This is a genomic window from Aquitalea aquatica (assembly GCF_013911085.1).
Lineage (GTDB): Bacteria > Pseudomonadota > Gammaproteobacteria > Burkholderiales > Chromobacteriaceae > Aquitalea > Aquitalea aquatica.
On sequence record NZ_JACERN010000023.1, the window covers coordinates 1 to 16,211 of the forward strand.

15 protein-coding genes are annotated in these 16,211 nt (G+C 62.0%); 10 read left to right on the forward strand and 5 right to left on the reverse strand.

Annotation, left to right across the window (positions count from 1 at the left end; translation table 11 throughout):
* Positions 1 to 234: 234 nt before the first annotated feature.
* Genes H2Z84_RS07540 through parC form a run of 3 tightly spaced genes read right to left on the reverse strand, consistent with a single transcriptional unit; the run spans position 235 to position 5,442 of the window.
* The gene (locus H2Z84_RS07540) at positions 235 to 1,566 is read right to left on the reverse strand and encodes a sigma-54-dependent transcriptional regulator (RefSeq protein ID WP_181835435.1); all 1,332 of its coding nucleotides are present in this window, start codon (positions 1,564 to 1,566) and stop codon (positions 235 to 237) included.
* Entirely contained in the window at positions 1,559 to 3,112 is a 1,554-nt protein-coding gene (locus H2Z84_RS07545) for a two-component system sensor histidine kinase NtrB (RefSeq protein WP_181835436.1), read from the reverse strand. Before H2Z84_RS07545 ends, H2Z84_RS07540 begins: the two co-directional genes overlap by 8 nt.
* A complete protein-coding gene (gene parC / locus H2Z84_RS07550; RefSeq protein WP_439823299.1) occupies positions 3,112 to 5,442 on the reverse strand; it encodes a DNA topoisomerase IV subunit A in 2,331 nt (776 codons plus the stop codon). The genes H2Z84_RS07545 and parC overlap by 1 nt, the downstream gene beginning before the upstream one ends.
* A 170-nt stretch (positions 5,443 to 5,612) precedes the next feature.
* Between parC and H2Z84_RS07555 the strand changes: the two genes are divergently transcribed.
* Positions 5,613 to 6,083 (forward strand): GNAT family N-acetyltransferase, encoded by a 471-nt coding sequence (locus H2Z84_RS07555; RefSeq protein WP_181835438.1) that lies wholly within the window; start codon positions 5,613 to 5,615, stop codon positions 6,081 to 6,083.
* A 6-nt stretch (positions 6,084 to 6,089) separates the two neighbouring features.
* Here the strand turns inward: H2Z84_RS07555 and H2Z84_RS07560 are convergent, their stop codons facing one another.
* A complete protein-coding gene (locus H2Z84_RS07560; RefSeq protein ID WP_181835439.1) occupies positions 6,090 to 6,821 on the reverse strand; it encodes a BPSS1780 family membrane protein in 732 nt (243 codons plus the stop codon).
* Positions 6,822 to 7,147: 326 nt separating this feature from the next.
* Here H2Z84_RS07560 and tkt point away from each other — a divergent pair, with 326 nt between their 5' ends.
* From tkt to mobA, 9 genes are all read left to right on the forward strand, one after another.
* Positions 7,148 to 9,133 (forward strand): transketolase, encoded by a 1,986-nt coding sequence (gene tkt, locus H2Z84_RS07565; RefSeq protein ID WP_181835440.1) that lies wholly within the window; start codon positions 7,148 to 7,150, stop codon positions 9,131 to 9,133.
* Positions 9,134 to 9,248: 115 nt separating this feature from the next.
* A complete protein-coding gene (gap, locus tag H2Z84_RS07570) occupies positions 9,249 to 10,262 on the forward strand; it encodes a type I glyceraldehyde-3-phosphate dehydrogenase (RefSeq protein ID WP_181835441.1) in 1,014 nt (337 codons plus the stop codon).
* 395 nt (positions 10,263 to 10,657) lie between these two features.
* Complete coding sequence (locus tag H2Z84_RS07575; RefSeq protein WP_181835442.1) at positions 10,658 to 11,833, forward strand: phosphoglycerate kinase; 1,176 nt, start codon at positions 10,658 to 10,660, stop codon at positions 11,831 to 11,833.
* A gap of 74 nt (positions 11,834 to 11,907) precedes the next feature.
* Positions 11,908 to 12,537, forward strand: a complete 630-nt coding sequence (locus H2Z84_RS07580; RefSeq protein WP_181835443.1) for a LysE family translocator — start codon at positions 11,908 to 11,910, stop codon at positions 12,535 to 12,537.
* A gap of 113 nt (positions 12,538 to 12,650) precedes the next feature.
* Positions 12,651 to 13,715 (forward strand): class II fructose-bisphosphate aldolase, encoded by a 1,065-nt coding sequence (fba, locus tag H2Z84_RS07585; RefSeq protein WP_103525724.1) that lies wholly within the window; start codon positions 12,651 to 12,653, stop codon positions 13,713 to 13,715.
* Positions 13,716 to 13,792: 77 nt separating this feature from the next.
* Positions 13,793 to 13,993 (forward strand): hypothetical protein, encoded by a 201-nt coding sequence (locus H2Z84_RS07590; RefSeq protein WP_181835624.1) that lies wholly within the window; start codon positions 13,793 to 13,795, stop codon positions 13,991 to 13,993.
* A complete protein-coding gene (locus H2Z84_RS07595; RefSeq protein WP_181835444.1) occupies positions 13,990 to 14,241 on the forward strand; it encodes a MoaD/ThiS family protein in 252 nt (83 codons plus the stop codon). Before H2Z84_RS07590 ends, H2Z84_RS07595 begins: the two co-directional genes overlap by 4 nt.
* Before the next feature lies 1 nt (position 14,242).
* Positions 14,243 to 14,701 carry a molybdenum cofactor biosynthesis protein MoaE gene (locus H2Z84_RS07600; protein ID WP_181835445.1) on the forward strand — a complete coding sequence of 153 codons (459 nt, stop codon included), beginning with the start codon at positions 14,243 to 14,245 and terminating at the stop codon, positions 14,699 to 14,701.
* Positions 14,698 to 15,282: a molybdenum cofactor guanylyltransferase MobA gene (gene mobA / locus H2Z84_RS07605; protein ID WP_309545454.1), complete on the forward strand. Its 585-nt coding sequence runs from the start codon at positions 14,698 to 14,700 to the stop codon at positions 15,280 to 15,282. Before H2Z84_RS07600 ends, mobA begins: the two co-directional genes overlap by 4 nt.
* Here mobA and H2Z84_RS07610 read toward each other — a convergent pair.
* Complete coding sequence (locus H2Z84_RS07610; RefSeq protein ID WP_181835446.1) at positions 15,230 to 16,171, reverse strand: LysR substrate-binding domain-containing protein; 942 nt, start codon at positions 16,169 to 16,171, stop codon at positions 15,230 to 15,232. The genes mobA and H2Z84_RS07610 overlap by 53 nt on opposite strands.
* Positions 16,172 to 16,211: the final 40 nt, after the last annotated feature.

A 16,211-nucleotide genomic window follows, 5' to 3' on the forward strand; every position in this document is an offset into this window, starting at 1 on the left:
CCCACAGCGCGCTAAGTGACTGAGGGGAAAACAATTATGCCAGGGGCGTTTTATTACAGCTTTGCTGCGGATGCACAGCAATGCGTGGAGTAGCGGCTACGCCGGGTACTGAAAACCAGTCTGGCTGACGCAAAAGGGGGGGCACCGCACCGGCACCGGCAGCAAAAAGCCCGGCTGGGCCGGGCTTTTTGCATGCGGAACTCTATATAGAGGCAATACGCTTCTGCTGCGGGTCTATTTGATACCCAGCCTATCCATGCGGTAGCGCATGGAGCGGAAGGTGAGGCCCAACAGCTTGGCCGCCTGGGTGCGGTTGAAGCGGGTGGCATCCAGCGCCTTGAGGATGGCCTCGCGCTCTACGCGGTCGAGGAAGTCCTGCAATGGTTCGCTGCCGGCGTATTCGGCATTCTGTTCATCGTCGGACTGCGAGCAGGGTGTCAGTTGCAGGTCGAGTACATCGACCTTGTCGTCGCCGGCCAGGGCGATGGCACGCTCCAGGATGTTTTCCAGTTCGCGGAAATTGCCGGGGTAGTTATACGCCAGCATGGCCTTGACGGCAGCCGGGGTCAGCCGGGGCCGACTGTCTGCGGTGGCGAAGCGATCCAGCAGTGCGCCGATGAAGCGGGGAATGTCGTCGCGCAGTTCGCGCAGCGGCGGCATGCGCAGTGGCAATACATTCAGCCGGTAATACAAGTCCTGGCGGAACTGGCCGGCCTCGACCAGCGTGGCCAGGTCTTTGTGGGTAGCGCAGATGATGCGGACATCGACGGCTTCTTCTTGCGGGCTGCCCAGCTTGCGTACTTTCTTTTCCTGAATGGCACGCAGCAGCTTGACCTGCATGGCCAGCGGCAGGTCGGCGACTTCATCGAGAAACAGCGTGCCGCCATTGGCCTGCTGGAAGAAGCCGTCGCGCTCGCTGTCGGCGCCGGTAAAAGCACCCTTGCGATAGCCGAAGAACTCGCTTTCCATCAGGTTTTCCGGAATGGCGCCGCAATTGACCGGCACGAAGGGGCGCTCGGCACGTGCACTGTGTTCGTGAACCAACCGGGCAGCCTGCTCCTTGCCAGTACCGGATTCGCCACTGATATAGACAGCCGCCTGACTGCGCGCCAGTTTGTCCACCATGCGGCGTACTTCCAGCATGGCCGCCGAATCGCCCACCAGCCGTTCGACAGTGAGCGGCTTGCCATTGCCTTCTACCTTTAATACCGATTTCACCAGCGTGCGCAGCTGCGCCAGGCTGATGGGCTTGGACAGATAGTCAAAGGCTCCGGCTTTCATGGCACGGACGGCACTTTCGGTGCTGCCATAGGCGGTGATGATGGCACTGGGGATATCCAGCGACTGGTCGGCAATGAATTGCACCACCTCGATGCCTTCGCCATCCGGCATGCGCATGTCGGTGAGCACCAGGTCGAAGGGCTCGCGTGCCAGCCGGGCAGTGGCCTCGCCGACATTGCCGGCAGTGACCACTTCCAGCCCCATCTTGATGAGGGTGAGCTCCAGCAGTTCGCGAATATCCGGTTCGTCGTCGACGACCAGCACGCGCAAGACTTTCTTATTCATAGGCATGATGACAGCTTAAACGGAAAACACCGCCCGGTGGGATGTAGTCGAGCCGTGCATCATTGGCCTCGGCCAGTTCACGGGCGATATACAGCCCCAGGCCGGTACCGCTGCTTTCCGTGGTAAAGAAGGGCTCGAACAGGTGTGATTGGGCATCCTCATTCATGCCGGGGCCATCGTCGATGACGCGAATCAGCACTTGTGACTCCAGCTGGCTGATTTCGATTTGCACCGCGCCATGCACGCGCGAGGAGTGTCGCCAGGCATTGGCTACCAGATTGGACAATATCTGCCCCAGATGGCCGCGGTCGAAATACACGCTGCTGCTGCTGTGAAAGGTGGTGAGGATGCGCCCGGCAGCTTCCGGCTGCGCCATGCCGAATTGTTCGAGAAAATCGGCCAGGAATTGCGACAGCTTGATGGTTTCGGTCTTGACCCGGTCACGCCGGCCCAGCATCAGCACTTCTTCTACCAGCCCGTTGATACGCCTGGCGTTGTCACGCACGATGCGGGTCAGCCTTTGCGTGGCGGCATCTTCCGCGCCTTCGGCCAGCAGGTCGCCGGCATGCGAGATGGCCGCCAGCGGGTTGCGGATTTCATGGGCGATATTGGCAGTGAGCCGACCCAGCGCGGCCAGCTTGATACGCTTGGCTTCTTCGGCCATATCGGCCATATCACGCAGGAACATCACCACGCCACGCAGATCGCCGGCCAGAATCGGCACCATGCGCCCGGCCAGCTGACGGCCCCGCACATTGCGTTCGACAAACACCGGCATGGGCGAATGGCTGTTCAGACGCCAGCGTTCGACGATGGGGGCCAGCTCCGGCAGCAGGATGCCACGCTGCATGCCAGGAAAATAACGGACGGCCTGGGCATTGAACTGGCGGACGGTGCCGGTTTCATCCAGCACGATGACAGCATCGCGCTGGCTTTGCAGTACCAGTTCGTTCAAGCGGTTGAGGTTGGCAATTTCTCCGCCACGACGCGAAGCCAGCTCTTCCGACTCGCGCGCCACCCGCGCCAGCTGGTAGGTGACCATGGAGGTCACGAAGCCAGCCAGTGACAGCAAGCCGGTCTGGAACAGGTCGGCAGTACTGCCAAACAGCACCTCGTGCCGGTAATGCTCGTAGCCCACATAACCGAACAGGCTGGCGGTGGCGATAGAGGCATAGAACAGGGCATAGCGACCGGAAGACAGCAGTCCGGCTACCGCCAGATAGGGCAGCAACAGCATGCCATAGCCGCTTTTCACCCCGCCGTTCAGGCCCATCAGCAACACAATCATCAGGATATCGGCAGCAATGGCCAGCGACAGCTGCAGGGTGTGGGCAATCTTGCCGGTGCGCAGGGCAAACCAGCAAAGGATCAGCCCGCCATACACTGCCGACCACAGATAGAAACGCGCACCACCGTCGACTAGCGGCTGTCCTTCCGTGCCTTGCAGCATGGACATGAACAGCAGCACCAGCAACATCAGGGCGCGGAAGCCGTTGACGAAAGCCAGTGCCTTGCGCGGGGTCAGCGGCAGCGAGCGCTCCGGCATCAGGCAGTCTCGACTGACGACAGGTCAGCAATGGCGGACACTGCCCATTTCTTCGGCATCAGCTTGCCTTTCTTGCCGCGCTTGGCGTCGAATTCGGCCAGCGCCAGTTTTTCGTCGGCCACCTTGCCGCGTACCGATACTGTAGCCAGCAGCGCCTTGTCGCCCTTGACCAGACCGATCGCGGTGACCGACTCCCCGGCCTCCAGCCCCATCAGCATCAGGCCACGACCCTTGGCCATTTCTTTCAGCTCACCAGCAGGGAAGGCCAGCAGACGGCCGTTGTCGGCCGCAGCCACCAGCCGCAGTGCTGCCAGATCGGCCGTGGCGGCCACCGCCACCGGAGTCAGCACGCTTTCGCCCTCGTCCAGCGTCATGAAGGCCTTGCCCGCCTTGACCCGGCCCGACATGTCGGACAGCTTGGCGACAAAGCCATAACCACCGGAGCCAGCCACCACGAAGCGGGCCTCGTCCTTGCCGGAAATCATCTGCGCCGGCTTGGCGTTGTCCTGCAGGTCCACCAGCGAGGCCACCGGCACGCCGTCGCCACGCCCGGTGGGGACATCCGCCGGGTCGATGGTATAGGCGCGGCCCTTGTTGTCCAGCACGATGACCGACCACACGGTGCGGGTTTCCACCACGGTGTGCAGGCCATCGCCATCCTTGAAGGCCAGCGCCGACAAGTCGACATTGTGGCCGACACGGGCGCGGATCCAGCCCTTCTGAGACAGGATGATGGTGACCGGCTCGTCGGCAATGGTCTGGGTCAGCACGGCGCGCTCGGCCGCCTTGATTTCACTGCGCCGCTTGTCGCCGTACTTGGCGGTGTCGGCCATGATTTCGTCGCGGATCAGGCGGGTGAGGGCGTCCGGGGTATCCAGCACATGACGCAGGCCTTCGCGCTCTTCGCGCAGCTCGGACAGCTCCTTCTCCAGCTTGAAACCTTCCAGCCGCGCCAGCTGGCGCAGGCGGATTTCCAGAATATCTTCGGCTTGCGCTTCGGACAGGCCAAAGGCCTTCATCAGGTCGAGCTTGGGTTCGTCCGACTCGCGGATGACGCGGATGACTTCATCGATATGGATGAAGGCAATCATGCGGCCTTCCAGAATATGAATACGCTTTTCCACCTGACCCAGGCGGTGCTTGAGACGACGGGTGACGGTGGTGCGGCGGAAATCGATCCACTCGGACAGAATGGCCTTGAGGCCCTTCTGCGCCGGGCGGCCATCCAGGCCGATCATCACCAGGTTCATCGAGGCATTGCCTTCCAGACTGGTTTGCGCCAGCAGGATGTTGATGAATTCGTCCGGGTCCTGGCGGCTGGACTTGGGTTCGAACACCAGCCGCACCGGGCACTGGCTGTCCGATTCGTCGCGCACGCGGTCCAGCAGCGACAACATCAGGCTCTTGAGGTTTTGCTGGTCTTGCGTCAGCGCCTTCTTGCCGGCCTTGAGCTTGGGATTGGTAGCTTCTTCGATCTCGGCCAGCACCTTCTGTGCCGACGAGCCAGGCGGCAGCTCGGAGACAATGACGCGCCACTGGCCACGTGCCAGCTTTTCCACTTCCCACTTGGCCCGCACGCGCACGCTGCCCCGGCCACCTTCATAAGCAGCCAGGATGTCGTCGAAAGGCGTGATGATCTGGCCGCCACCGGGAAAATCCGGGCCGGGGATGTAGTCCATCAGCTCACGCGTCGTCAGCTCCGGATTCGCCAGCAAGGCCAGACAGCCGCGTGCTACTTCGGTGAGATTGTGCGGCGGGATTTCCGTGGCCATGCCGACGGCAATGCCGGAAGCGCCATTGAGCAGTACCATGGGCAGGCGCGCCGGCAGCAGGGCGGGTTCTTCGAATGCGCCATCGTAATTGGGCACGAAATCCACCGTGCCCATGTCGATTTCCGCCAGCAACAGTTCGGCAATCGGCGTCAGCCGCGCCTCGGTATAACGCATGGCGGCGGCACCGTCGCCATCGCGGCTGCCGAAGTTGCCCTGGCCGTCGATCAGCGGGTAGCGCAGGGTAAAGTCCTGTGCCATGCGCACCAGCGCCTCGTAGGCCGAGCTGTCGCCGTGCGGGTGGTATTTACCCAGGATTTCACCCACCACCCGTGCCGACTTCACCGGCTTGGCACCGTGCGCCAGACCCATATCGCGCATGGCATACAAAATGCGCCGCTGCACCGGCTTCTGGCCATCGGCCACTTCCGGCAGCGCGCGGCCCTTGACCACGCTCATGGCGTACTCGAGATAGGCGCGTTCGGCATACAGATCCAGCGGGATGCAGTCGCCCGACAGCGCGTCGGCCGGTGGAGCCGGCGGCGCAGGGGGAACCAGCATGCCGGCAGCGGGCAGCGCTTCGTCAAAGAGATCGTTACTGTTCATGGGGCAGGGCTTGCTTGTGTGATAGGGTTTCAGCTTGTTCATTTGCAGTGCCGCCCAGCTGCACACCGGCCATCAGCCGGGCAGAGTGGGGCACTGCGCCATTCATTATCGAGGGCAATTCTACTATGGCCAGCCTGTTGCAGTGGCAATGCCACCCGTTTGAGGGTTTTACCCCTCACGCACTGTATGAAATGCTGCAGTTGCGCGACCGTGTTTTTGTACTGGAACAACAATCCATCTACGGTGACGTTGACGGCATCGACCTGCATTGTCACCACCTGCTGGGGCGCGACGACCAGGGCCGCTTGCTGGGCTATGCCCGGCTGATTGCCCCCGGTGTCAAATACCCGGATGCCACCGCCATTGGCCGCGTGGTACTGGAACCCGCCGCACGCGGCAAGGGCCTGGGCAACCAGTTGCTGGCCGAGGCCGTGGCGCACAGTCTGCGCCTGTATCCTGGCGCACCCATCATGCTGTCTGCCCAGACCGCCGCCCAGGGATTGTACGAACGCTTTGGCTTTGTCGCCGTGTCCGCGCCCTATGACGATGGCGGCATCCTGCATGTGGACATGCGTCGCAGCACGCTGGCCGCCTAATCCAGCTCAGGCTTGCCGTACGGCGAACAGGTCTTTCCAGCCGGTATAGGCCGTGACATACAGCACCGGAAACCACAGCAGCAGCCCAAGGCCCAGCGGCAACAGCGCCAGAAACAGCAGCAGCGCCAGCATGAAGGCCGACAGCAATACCGCCGGCCAGTTAGCGATACCGGCGCGGAAGCTGTCACGCAAAGCCTGCCACGGCCCCAGCCCGTTCAGCACCACCAGCGCCGGCGCAAACCAGTAACACAGGCTGAGCAGAAACATCAGCGCGGAAGTGAGCAGCATGAAGGGGGCAACGGGACCGCTGAGCTGTGGCAGCTCCTGCCCGGCCTGCGGGGCCGCCATATGGATGCCCAGCATGGGCATCAGCGCACTGAGCAGCATCATCGCCAGCAGTAGTAGCGCCAGATACAACATCCCCACATTCAGCAAGGTCCGCAGCGCCAGCCGAAAACCGGCAAACAGCGCCGCCATTTTCAGCTCCACTCCCTGCTCGGCCTGTTGCGCCGCCAACACGAAACCGGCGGCAAAGATGGGCGCCAGAAAAAAGGTGAGCGGAGCGCCCAGCAGGGGAATAGCCGCCACGGCAAAGTGAATCAGCAAATAGCTGCCGGCCAGCAGCATCCAGGTCAGCGGCTGCTGCCGCACCAGATAAAAAGCCTGCACGATCCAGCGCCAGCCCTGTGTATAGCCAACTTTGCGTGCATCGACGCGTGCCGAGAAATCAGTCTGCATGCTTGTCCCTGTCTGAATGGCTGGTGGTGAAATGTGAAAAACACCCGCCGACTGTCAATGAGGCGGGGGGGTGGCGTCAAGCCCGCACACCGGCGGCGTAGTGGCAGGGTGGGTCTGCCACCATGCCGTCACACAAGGACGGGGCATTGAAAATGCATGAAACTGGCGTACTACCTGCGCCGTGAAGGTTGCCGCAATGCGGCAAAATCAGGGATAATTCCATGATTTAGCGGCGGTTAATCCATGCCAGCGCCATGCGCAGGCCTGAAATCACTGCCGTACCGGTTCTGTCCCGCCCCCTTTACTGTTTTTGAGGTTTTCCCGAAATGGTCACCCGAACCGAGCTAGCCAACGCCATTCGTTTCCTATCCATGGATGCAGTGGAAAAGGCCAAATCTGGTCACCCCGGCGCCCCGATGGGCATGGCTGATATCGCCGAAGTGCTGTGGCGCGATCACTTGAAGCACAATCCCGCCAATCCTTCCTGGTCCAACCGTGACCGCTTCGTGCTCTCCAACGGGCACGGCTCCATGCTCATCTACAGCCTGCTGCACCTCACCGGCTACGATCTGTCCATTGATGACCTCAAGAACTTCCGCCAGTTGCACTCCAAGACCCCGGGCCACCCGGAATACGGCTATGCACCCGGCGTGGAAACCACCACTGGCCCGCTAGGCCAGGGCATCACCAATGCGGTGGGCATGGCGCTGGCCGAAAAAATGCTGGCCGCCCAGTTCAACCGCGACGGCCACACCGTGGTCGATCACAACACCTGGGTATTCCTGGGTGATGGTTGCCTGATGGAAGGCATCAGCCATGAAGCCTGCTCGCTGGCCGGCACCTGGGGCCTCAACAAGCTGATCGCCTTCTGGGACGACAACGGCATCTCCATCGACGGCCACGTCGAAGGCTGGTTCACCGACAATACCCCGGCCCGCTTCGAAGCCTATGGCTGGCAGGTGATCAAGAACGTCAACGGCCACGATCCGGTGGAAATCGCCACCGCCATCGAAACCGCCAAGAAGGGCGACCGTCCGACGCTGATCTGCTGCAAGACCACCATCGGCTTTGGCTCGCCCAACAAGCAAGGCACCCACGATGTGCACGGCGCACCGCTGGGCGCGGCCGAAATTGCCGCCGCGCGCGAAACCCTGAGCTGGCCGCACGCGCCGTTCGAGATTCCGGCCGACATCTACGCTGCCTGGAGCGCCCGCGACAAGGGTGCACTGGCCGAGATCGAATGGAACAAGCAGTTTGACGCCTACCGCGCCGCTTACCCGGAACTGGCAGCCGAATTCGCACGCCGCATGCAGGGCGAGCTGCCGGCAGCCTGGGCCGAAGCGCGCGATGCCGCCATCGCCAAGATCGTCGACGCTGCCCAGACCGTGGCCACCCGCAAGGCCAGCCAGATCGCACTGGAAGCTTTCTCGCCCAGCCTGCCGGAATTCGTCGGCGGTTCGGCTGACCTGACCGGCTCCAACCTCACCAACTGGACGGGTTCCAAGTGGATTGATGCTGCCGGCAACGGCAACTACATCAGCTATGGCGTGCGCGAGTTCGGCATGGCCGCCATCATGAACGGCATGACGCTGCACGGTGGCCTGCGCCCCTACGGCGGCACCTTCCTGATGTTCAGTGAATACGCCCGCAATGCACTGCGCATGGCCTCGCTGATGAAGATCAACCCGGTATTCGTGTTTACCCACGACTCCATCGGCCTGGGTGAAGACGGCCCGACCCACCAGCCGGTCGAGCAGGTTGCCACGCTGCGCATGATCCCCAATCACCACACCTGGCGTCCGTGCGATACCACCGAAGCCGCCGTGGCCTGGGCCCATGCCATCGAGCAGAAGACCACCCCGAGCAGCCTGATCCTCAGCCGCCAGAACCTGCCTTTCGTGGCACGCGATGCCGGCCAGATCGCGGCCATCCGCCGTGGCGGCTATGTGCTGCGTGATGCCGCCGATGCCCGCGCCGTGCTGATTGCCACCGGTTCGGAAATCGAACTGGCGCTCAAGGCACAGGAAGCCTTGGCTGCCGAAGGCATCGCCGTGCGCGTGGTATCCATGCCCTGCACCAATGTGTTCGACCAGCAGGACAAGGCCTGGCAGCAAAGCGTGTTGCCGGCCGGCCTGCCGCGTCTGGCCATCGAAGCCGGCGTGCCTGACTTCTGGCGCAAGTATGTCGGCCTGGAAGGCGATGTGGTCGGCATAGCCCACTTCGGCGAATCCGCTCCGGCAGGCGTACTGTTCAAGGAATTCGGCTTCACCGTCGACAATGTCGTCGCCAAGACCAAGAACATCATCCAGTAAATAAAGCACAGGCCACCCCATCCAAAAACAAAGCAGGGGTGGCCTTATTTTTGTGGTGTCTCCATTCTGACCCGCTCACGCGGGGAGGCACCAGACTTTCCGGGAGAGTAATAGCATGACCATTCGCATCGCGATCAACGGCTATGGCCGTATTGGCCGACAGGTACTGCGCGCCATTTACGAATACAACCTGCACAACGATTTCAAGGTTGTTGCCGTCAACGCTACTGGCGATCTGGCCACCAACGCCCACCTGACCAAGTTCGACACCGTGCACGGTCGTTTTCCGGCAGACATCGCCCACGATGAAGAAAACCTGCTGATCAACGGCGAGAAGATTCCCTTCTTCTCCACCCGCAACCCGGCCGAACTGCCGTGGAAAGCGCTGGATGTAGACCTGGTACTGGAATGTACCGGTGCTTTCACCAGCAAGGAAAAGTGTCAGCTGCATCTGGATGCCGGCGCCAAGAAAGTGCTGATCTCGGCACCGGGTGGCGACGATGTTGACGCCACCATCGTCTACGGTGTGAACCACGACGTGCTGACCAGCGCCATGACCGTGGTCTCCAACGCCTCCTGCACCACCAACTGCCTGGCCCCGGTAGCCAAGGCACTGAACGACACCATTGGCGTGAGCAAGGGCCTGATGACCACCATCCACGCCTTTACCAACGACCAGGTGCTGACCGACGTGCGTCACAAAGACCTGCGCCGCGCCCGTTCCGCCACCGAAAACATGATCCCGACCAAGACCGGTGCCGCCAAGGCCGTGGGCCTGGTGCTGCCGGAACTCAAGGGCAAGCTGGATGGCTTTGCCGTGCGCGTTCCTACCATCAATGTTTCGCTGGTTGACCTGACCTTCAAGTCTGGCCGTGACACCACCAAGGACGAAGTCAACGAAATCCTGCAGGCTGCTGCCGAAGGCCCGATGAAGGGCGTGCTGGGTTTCAACACCCTGCCGCTGGTTTCCTCCGACTTCAACCACAGCACCGAAGCCTCCACCTTTGACGCCACCCTGACCAAGGTGACTGGCGGCAATATGGTGAAGGTACTGGCCTGGTACGACAACGAGTGGGGCTTCAGCAACCAGATGCTGAAAACCGCTCGTGCCATGTTCGAAGCCAAGTAATCCGCCGGCCCGACAGGGCCGTGCTGCTTGAAACCGGCAGGCAGGCCTGCGCCGCCCGGCCTGCCGGCATACCATGTCAGACCCGCTGAAGCGCCGGTAGAGCCATGTTCCCGACCAGCATCCGCCATGGTGAAAGCAAGAATTTTCGCTGCGGCTAACAGCCTGCGACCAGCCGCGCAAGCCCATACTGCTGTAATAAATACACTACTTGATCTGGTATCTGTTAAGCCTGCGGGCAGCCCGGTACAGTAGCTGGCAGCAACAACACCGCAGCAGGTCACTTCCCCCGGAATGGCCATGGCGGTGATGCTGTCACCGTCCTGAACAACGGTTGTACGGCCTTCCCCCACGAAGGCGGTCGCCAATTGCATCCAACAGATAAAAGCGAGCCACCGATGAAATTCAACAAACTGACCGAACTGGATCTGGCCGGCAAACGCGTGCTGATCCGTGTCGACATGAACGTGCCGGTGAAAAATGGCGTGATCGGCGACGACACCCGCATCCGCGCCAGCCTGCCGTCCATCGAACACAGCCTGAAGGCCGGTGCCGGCGTCATCCTGATGACTCACCTGGGCCGTCCGACCGAAGGCGAACCCAAGCCGGAAGACAGCCTGGCTCCGGTGGTGGAACGCCTGTCCACCCTGCTGGGCAAGCCGGTACGCCTGGTTGCCGACTGGCAAGCCGGCCTGAGCGTGGCCGCCGGTGAAGTGGTGATGCTGGAAAACGTGCGCCTGAACAAGGGCGAGAAGAAGAACAACGCCGAGCTGGGCCAGGCCTACGCCAGCCTGTGCGACGTGTTCGTCAACGATGCCTTTGGCACCGCCCACCGCGCCGAAGCCTCCACCCACGCAGTGGCCCAGTTTGCCCCCACCGCCTGCGCCGGCATCCTGCTGGCGGCCGAGCTGGACGCACTGGGCAAGGCCCTGCTGGCTCCGGCACGTCCGCTGGTGGCTATCGTGGCTGGCTCCAAGGTTTCCACCAAGCTGACCATTCTGGAATCGCTGGCCGACAAGGTGGACCAGCTGATCGTTGGTGGCGGCATTGCCAACACCTTCCTGCTGGCCGAAGGCAAGAACATCGGCAAATCGCTGGCCGAGGCTGACCTGGTGGATGAAGCCAAGAAGGTCATCGCCAAGATTCGCGCCCGTGGTGGCAATGTGCCGCTGCCCAGCGACGTGGTGTGCGCCACCGAGTTTGCCGAAAGCGCCGTCGCCACCACCAAGAATGTGGCCGAGGTGAGCGCTGAGGACATGATTCTGGACATCGGCCCGGATTCCTCGGCAGAGCTGGCCGCCATCATCGCCAAGGCCGGCACCGTGGTGTGGAACGGCCCGGTTGGCGTCTTCGAATTCGACCAGTTCGGCAACGGCACCAAGACCCTGGCCCAGGCCATCGCCCAGTCGCCGGCCTTCTCCATTGCCGGCGGTGGCGATACCCTGGCCGCCATTGCCAAATATGGCATTACCGACGACATCAGCTACATTTCCACCGGTGGTGGTGCTTTCCTGGAATTCCTCGAAGGCAAGGAGCTGCCGGCGGTAGCCATTCTGAGCGAACGCGCCGCCTGATCACCCGAATCCTGTCTTGCAAGTGAATGGTGCGGCCACCGTGCCATTCTCCCCACCCTTGCCGGAGTGCTGTCATGCCACTGAATACCTGGCTGTTGTTCATCACCACCGTGTTTTTCGTCTCGGCCACGCCCGGTCCCAACATGCTGCTGGCGATGACCCATGGCATCCACCATGGCGTGCGCCGCACCGCCATTACCTGCCTGGGCTTGATGACCGGCCTGGGCATCATCATGCTGGGCTCGGCAGCCGGCCTGGGGGCATTGCTCGCCGCATCGGAACAGCTGTTTTCCATAGTAAAATACGCCGGTGCCGGCTATCTGATCTATCTGGGCATCAAGACCTGGCGCGCCACGCCGCAGCCGGTAGCGGAAGTGGCCGACGACAGCAGCAAGGTCCACACACCGTGGGTGATGTTCCGCACCGGTTTTCTGGTATCGATGAGCAATCCCAAGGCCTTTATCTTTTTTACCGCGCTGTTCCCACAATTCATGGACGCGCACCTGCCGCAGGGGCCACAGCTGGCCATCCTCGCGGCCACGTTTTACGTGATCGAAGCCTCCTGGCAGTTTGCCTATGCCAGTGGCGGAGCCCGCCTGGCCGGCTGGCTCAATAGCGCCCGTCGCCTGAAGCTGGTGAACCAGGTTTCCGGCGGGGCCTTTGTCGGTGCCGGGCTGTTGCTGTCCGGCATTTCCCGGCGCTAACGCAGCACACATCGCGTATCGGATCTGTTATCGGGCTGGCTCTCCACAAGAGGTCCCGGCCCTTGATTTAAACCCCGTGCCGCCAGCAGGCGGTGCGACCTGAGGAGATTTTCATGGCACTCGTTTCCATGCGTCAGCTGCTGGACCATGCAGCCGAATTCAGCTACGGCCTGCCGGCTTTCAACGTCAACAACCTGGAACAGATGCGCGCCATCATGGAAGCCGCCGACAAGTGCGACGCTCCGGTGATCGTGCAAGCTTCGGCCGGTGCCCGCAAATACGCCGGTGCCCCCTTCCTGCGCCACATGATTCTGGCCGCCGTGGAAGAATTCCCGCATATCCCGGTGGTGATGCACCAGGATCATGGCACCAGCCCGGACATCTGCCAGCGTTCCATCCAGCTGGGTTTCTCCTCGGTGATGATGGACGGCTCGCTGAAGAGCGACGGCAAGACCCCGGCCAACTACGACTACAACGTGGATGTGACCCGCACCGTGGTCAACTTCGCCCATGCCTGCGGCGTGTCGGTGGAAGGTGAAATCGGCTGCCTGGGCAGCCTGGAAACCGGCATGGCCGGTGAAGAAGACGGCGTGGGTGCTGAAGGCGTGCTGGACCACAGCCAGCTCTTGACCGACCCGGAAGAAGCCGCCCGCTTCGTCAAGGACACCGGTGTGGATGCCCTGGCCATTGCCATCGGTACCAGCCACGGCGCCTACAAGTTCAGCAAGAAGCCCACCGGCGACGTGCTGCGCATCGACCGCATCAAGGAAATCCACGCCCGCATCCCCAATACCCACCTGGTGATGCACGGTTCGTCTTCGGTACCGCAGGAATGGCTGCAGATCATCAATGAATTCGGCGGCGACCTGGGTGAAACCTATGGTGTGCCGGTAGAAGAAATCGTCGAAGGCATCAAGCACGGCGTACGCAAGGTGAATATCGACACCGACCTGCGTCTGGCTTCCACCGGTGCCATCCGCCGCTTCCTGGCGCAGAACCCGAAAGAGTTCGACCCGCGCAAATACCTGAAAGCCTCCACCGATGCCATGCGCGATATCTGTATCGCCCGCTACGAGGCCTTCGGTGCCTGCGGTCAGGCCAGCAAGATCAAGGCGATCAACCTGGACACCATGGCCAATCTGTATCTGAAGGGCCAACTGGCGCAGATCGTCAAATAAGCGACCACCGCTGAATCGACCAACCCGCTGCCTGCAGCGGGTTTTTTCTTGCCCACGCCAGGCTGGCCAACCGCAGCATGGCCATCTCCCCCATCAGCAGCATTGGCGCAGGCCACGCCATTGCTTACACTGCAGCCATGGCCGATCTCTTATCTCCCCTGGAATGGTTTTTCGTCGTCCTGCTGGCCGTGGTGCCATTGCTGGGACTGGGTTTTCATCTGTGGATCATGCTGTTGGGGCATGGCAAGGCCAGCCCACAAGCGGAGGACAAGTCATGAAACTGAACATGGTGTATTTTGCCCGGCTGAAAGACAGCTTTGGCACCGGCCAGGAAAGCCTGGAAACCGACGCGACAAGCGTGGCCGAACTATTGGTGGAGCTGCGCCAGCGTGGTGGCAGCTGGGCCACCGAACTGGGCCATGGCAAGACATTCCGCGTGGCCTGCAATCAGGAGCTGGCCGGCCCGGACAGCGCACTGCGCGATGGTGACGAAGTCGCCATCTTTCCCCCTGTAACCGGGGGCTGAGATGCAACCCTTTACCGTGCGGGTACAGACCGGGCGCTTTGATACTGGCGCAGAAATCGACCGGCTGTCGTGCAATCCGGCCTGCGGTGCCGTAGTCAGTTTCAGCGGTCTGGTGCGCGATTATGGCGACCGCCAGGACGTGGCTGCGCTCGAGCTGGAACACTATCCGGGCATGACGGAAAAAGCCCTGCACACCATCATCGAACAGGCCGGCCAGCGCTGGCAGCTACAGGCCGCCACTATCATCCACCGCGTCGGTTATCTCGCGCTGGGCGAGCCTATCGTGCTGGTGGTCACCGCCTGCAGCCATCGCAAGGACGCCTTTGCCGCCGCGGAATTCCTGATGGACTTTCTCAAGACCGCCGCACCGTTCTGGAAGAAGGAAATCCTGCAGGATGGCAGCGCCCACTGGGTGGAGGCCAAACACAGCGATCAGGCCGCGATCGGGCGCTGGCAGTGATACCTTACACCGCACTGATTCTGGCTGGCGGCCAGGCCAGCCGCATGGGCGGGGTGGACAAGGGCCTGGTGAAGCTGGCTGGCCAGCCGCTGATTGCCCGCACCGTGCAGGCACTGGCCGCGCAAAGCCAGCCTCCACAACGCATACTGATTTCTGCCAATCGCCATCTGGATGAATACGCGGCGTACGGGCATGCGGTATTGCCGGACACACTGCCTGATTATCCTGGTCCATTGGCAGGGCTGCTGGCGGGCATGCAGGCGGCACCGGACACCACCTTGCTGATGCTGCCCTGCGATGCGCTTGTTCTGCCGGTAGATTTTGCTGCCCGCCTGCTGGCAGCCCTGCCCGGACAACAGGTAGTCAGCGCGAGCGACCCGGCCCAATGGCACCCCAGCCTGCTGGCCTTGCAGCCCGGGCTGGCCGCTGTGCTGGCGGCTTATCTGGTAAGCGGGGGCCGCTCCATCCGTGGCTGGCTGGCCACGCTGCAACACCAAAGCCTGCCTTTTGCGCAGAAGCTGCCCAATCTCAATACCCTGGAAGCTGTGCACCAGCTGGAACAGCAGTGGCCGGCTGACTGACGCTGTCCAGCAGCCAGCTTTTGAACAACCGGGCATTGTCGCTCAGTGATTTGTGGCGGGGATGAGCGAGAAAGTCCACCTTGCCGCTGACAAAGGCAAACGGCCCCAGCCGCTTAAGCACACCCTGCTGCAGCAAATCGTGCGCCATGAATTCCCAGCCCAGCCCTATGCCCATGCCTTGCAGCACGGCATTGAAAGCCAGCGTCACCTGATTGAACATCGGCACCCGTTCCGGCGGGCTATAAGTCAGGCCGAAATGGCCGAACCAGTCATGCCAGTTGATGCAGTTCCAGGCCGAGGAGTCCAGCTGGATCAGCGGCAGGGCAGCCAGTTGCTCCACCTGGGTGATGGCCGGGTAGTCGAGGTGGGCGCTGTACACCGGGTAAACAATCTCGGGAAACAAGGGCTCGGCCGCCAGCGAACTCCAGCGCCCGTCACCATAGAAAATGGCAAAGTCGTACTCCGCCACGCTGGCCTCGTCCATGCTGTTGCTGGCGTGGATATTAACGGTAATGTCGGGATGCTGCTGACTGAAGGCCACCAGACGCGGGAACAGCCAGAACTGCGCCACCGCGTGGGTGCAGTTCACGGTGAGCGTGTGGCGGTTATGCTCGGCCTGCAGCCGTGCCACGCTGTGCAGCAGCGATTGCAGCATGGGAGAGACCTCGCGCTGCAGCGCCAGCCCGGCCGGGGTGGGCTGAATGCCACGCACCAGCCGCTCGAACAGCGGCAGCTTGAGCCAGTCCTCCAGCGTACGGATCTGCTTGCTCACCGCGCTTTGCGTCACACACAGCTCGGTGGCTGCCTTGGTAAAGCTGCCATTGCGTAGCACGGCCTCGAAATGAATCAGGCTTTCCAGCGGTGGCAGATTTCTCAGATAGCGACTCATGCAAGCTCCTTCCCCATTGTGTCCACCGCATGGTGGCATT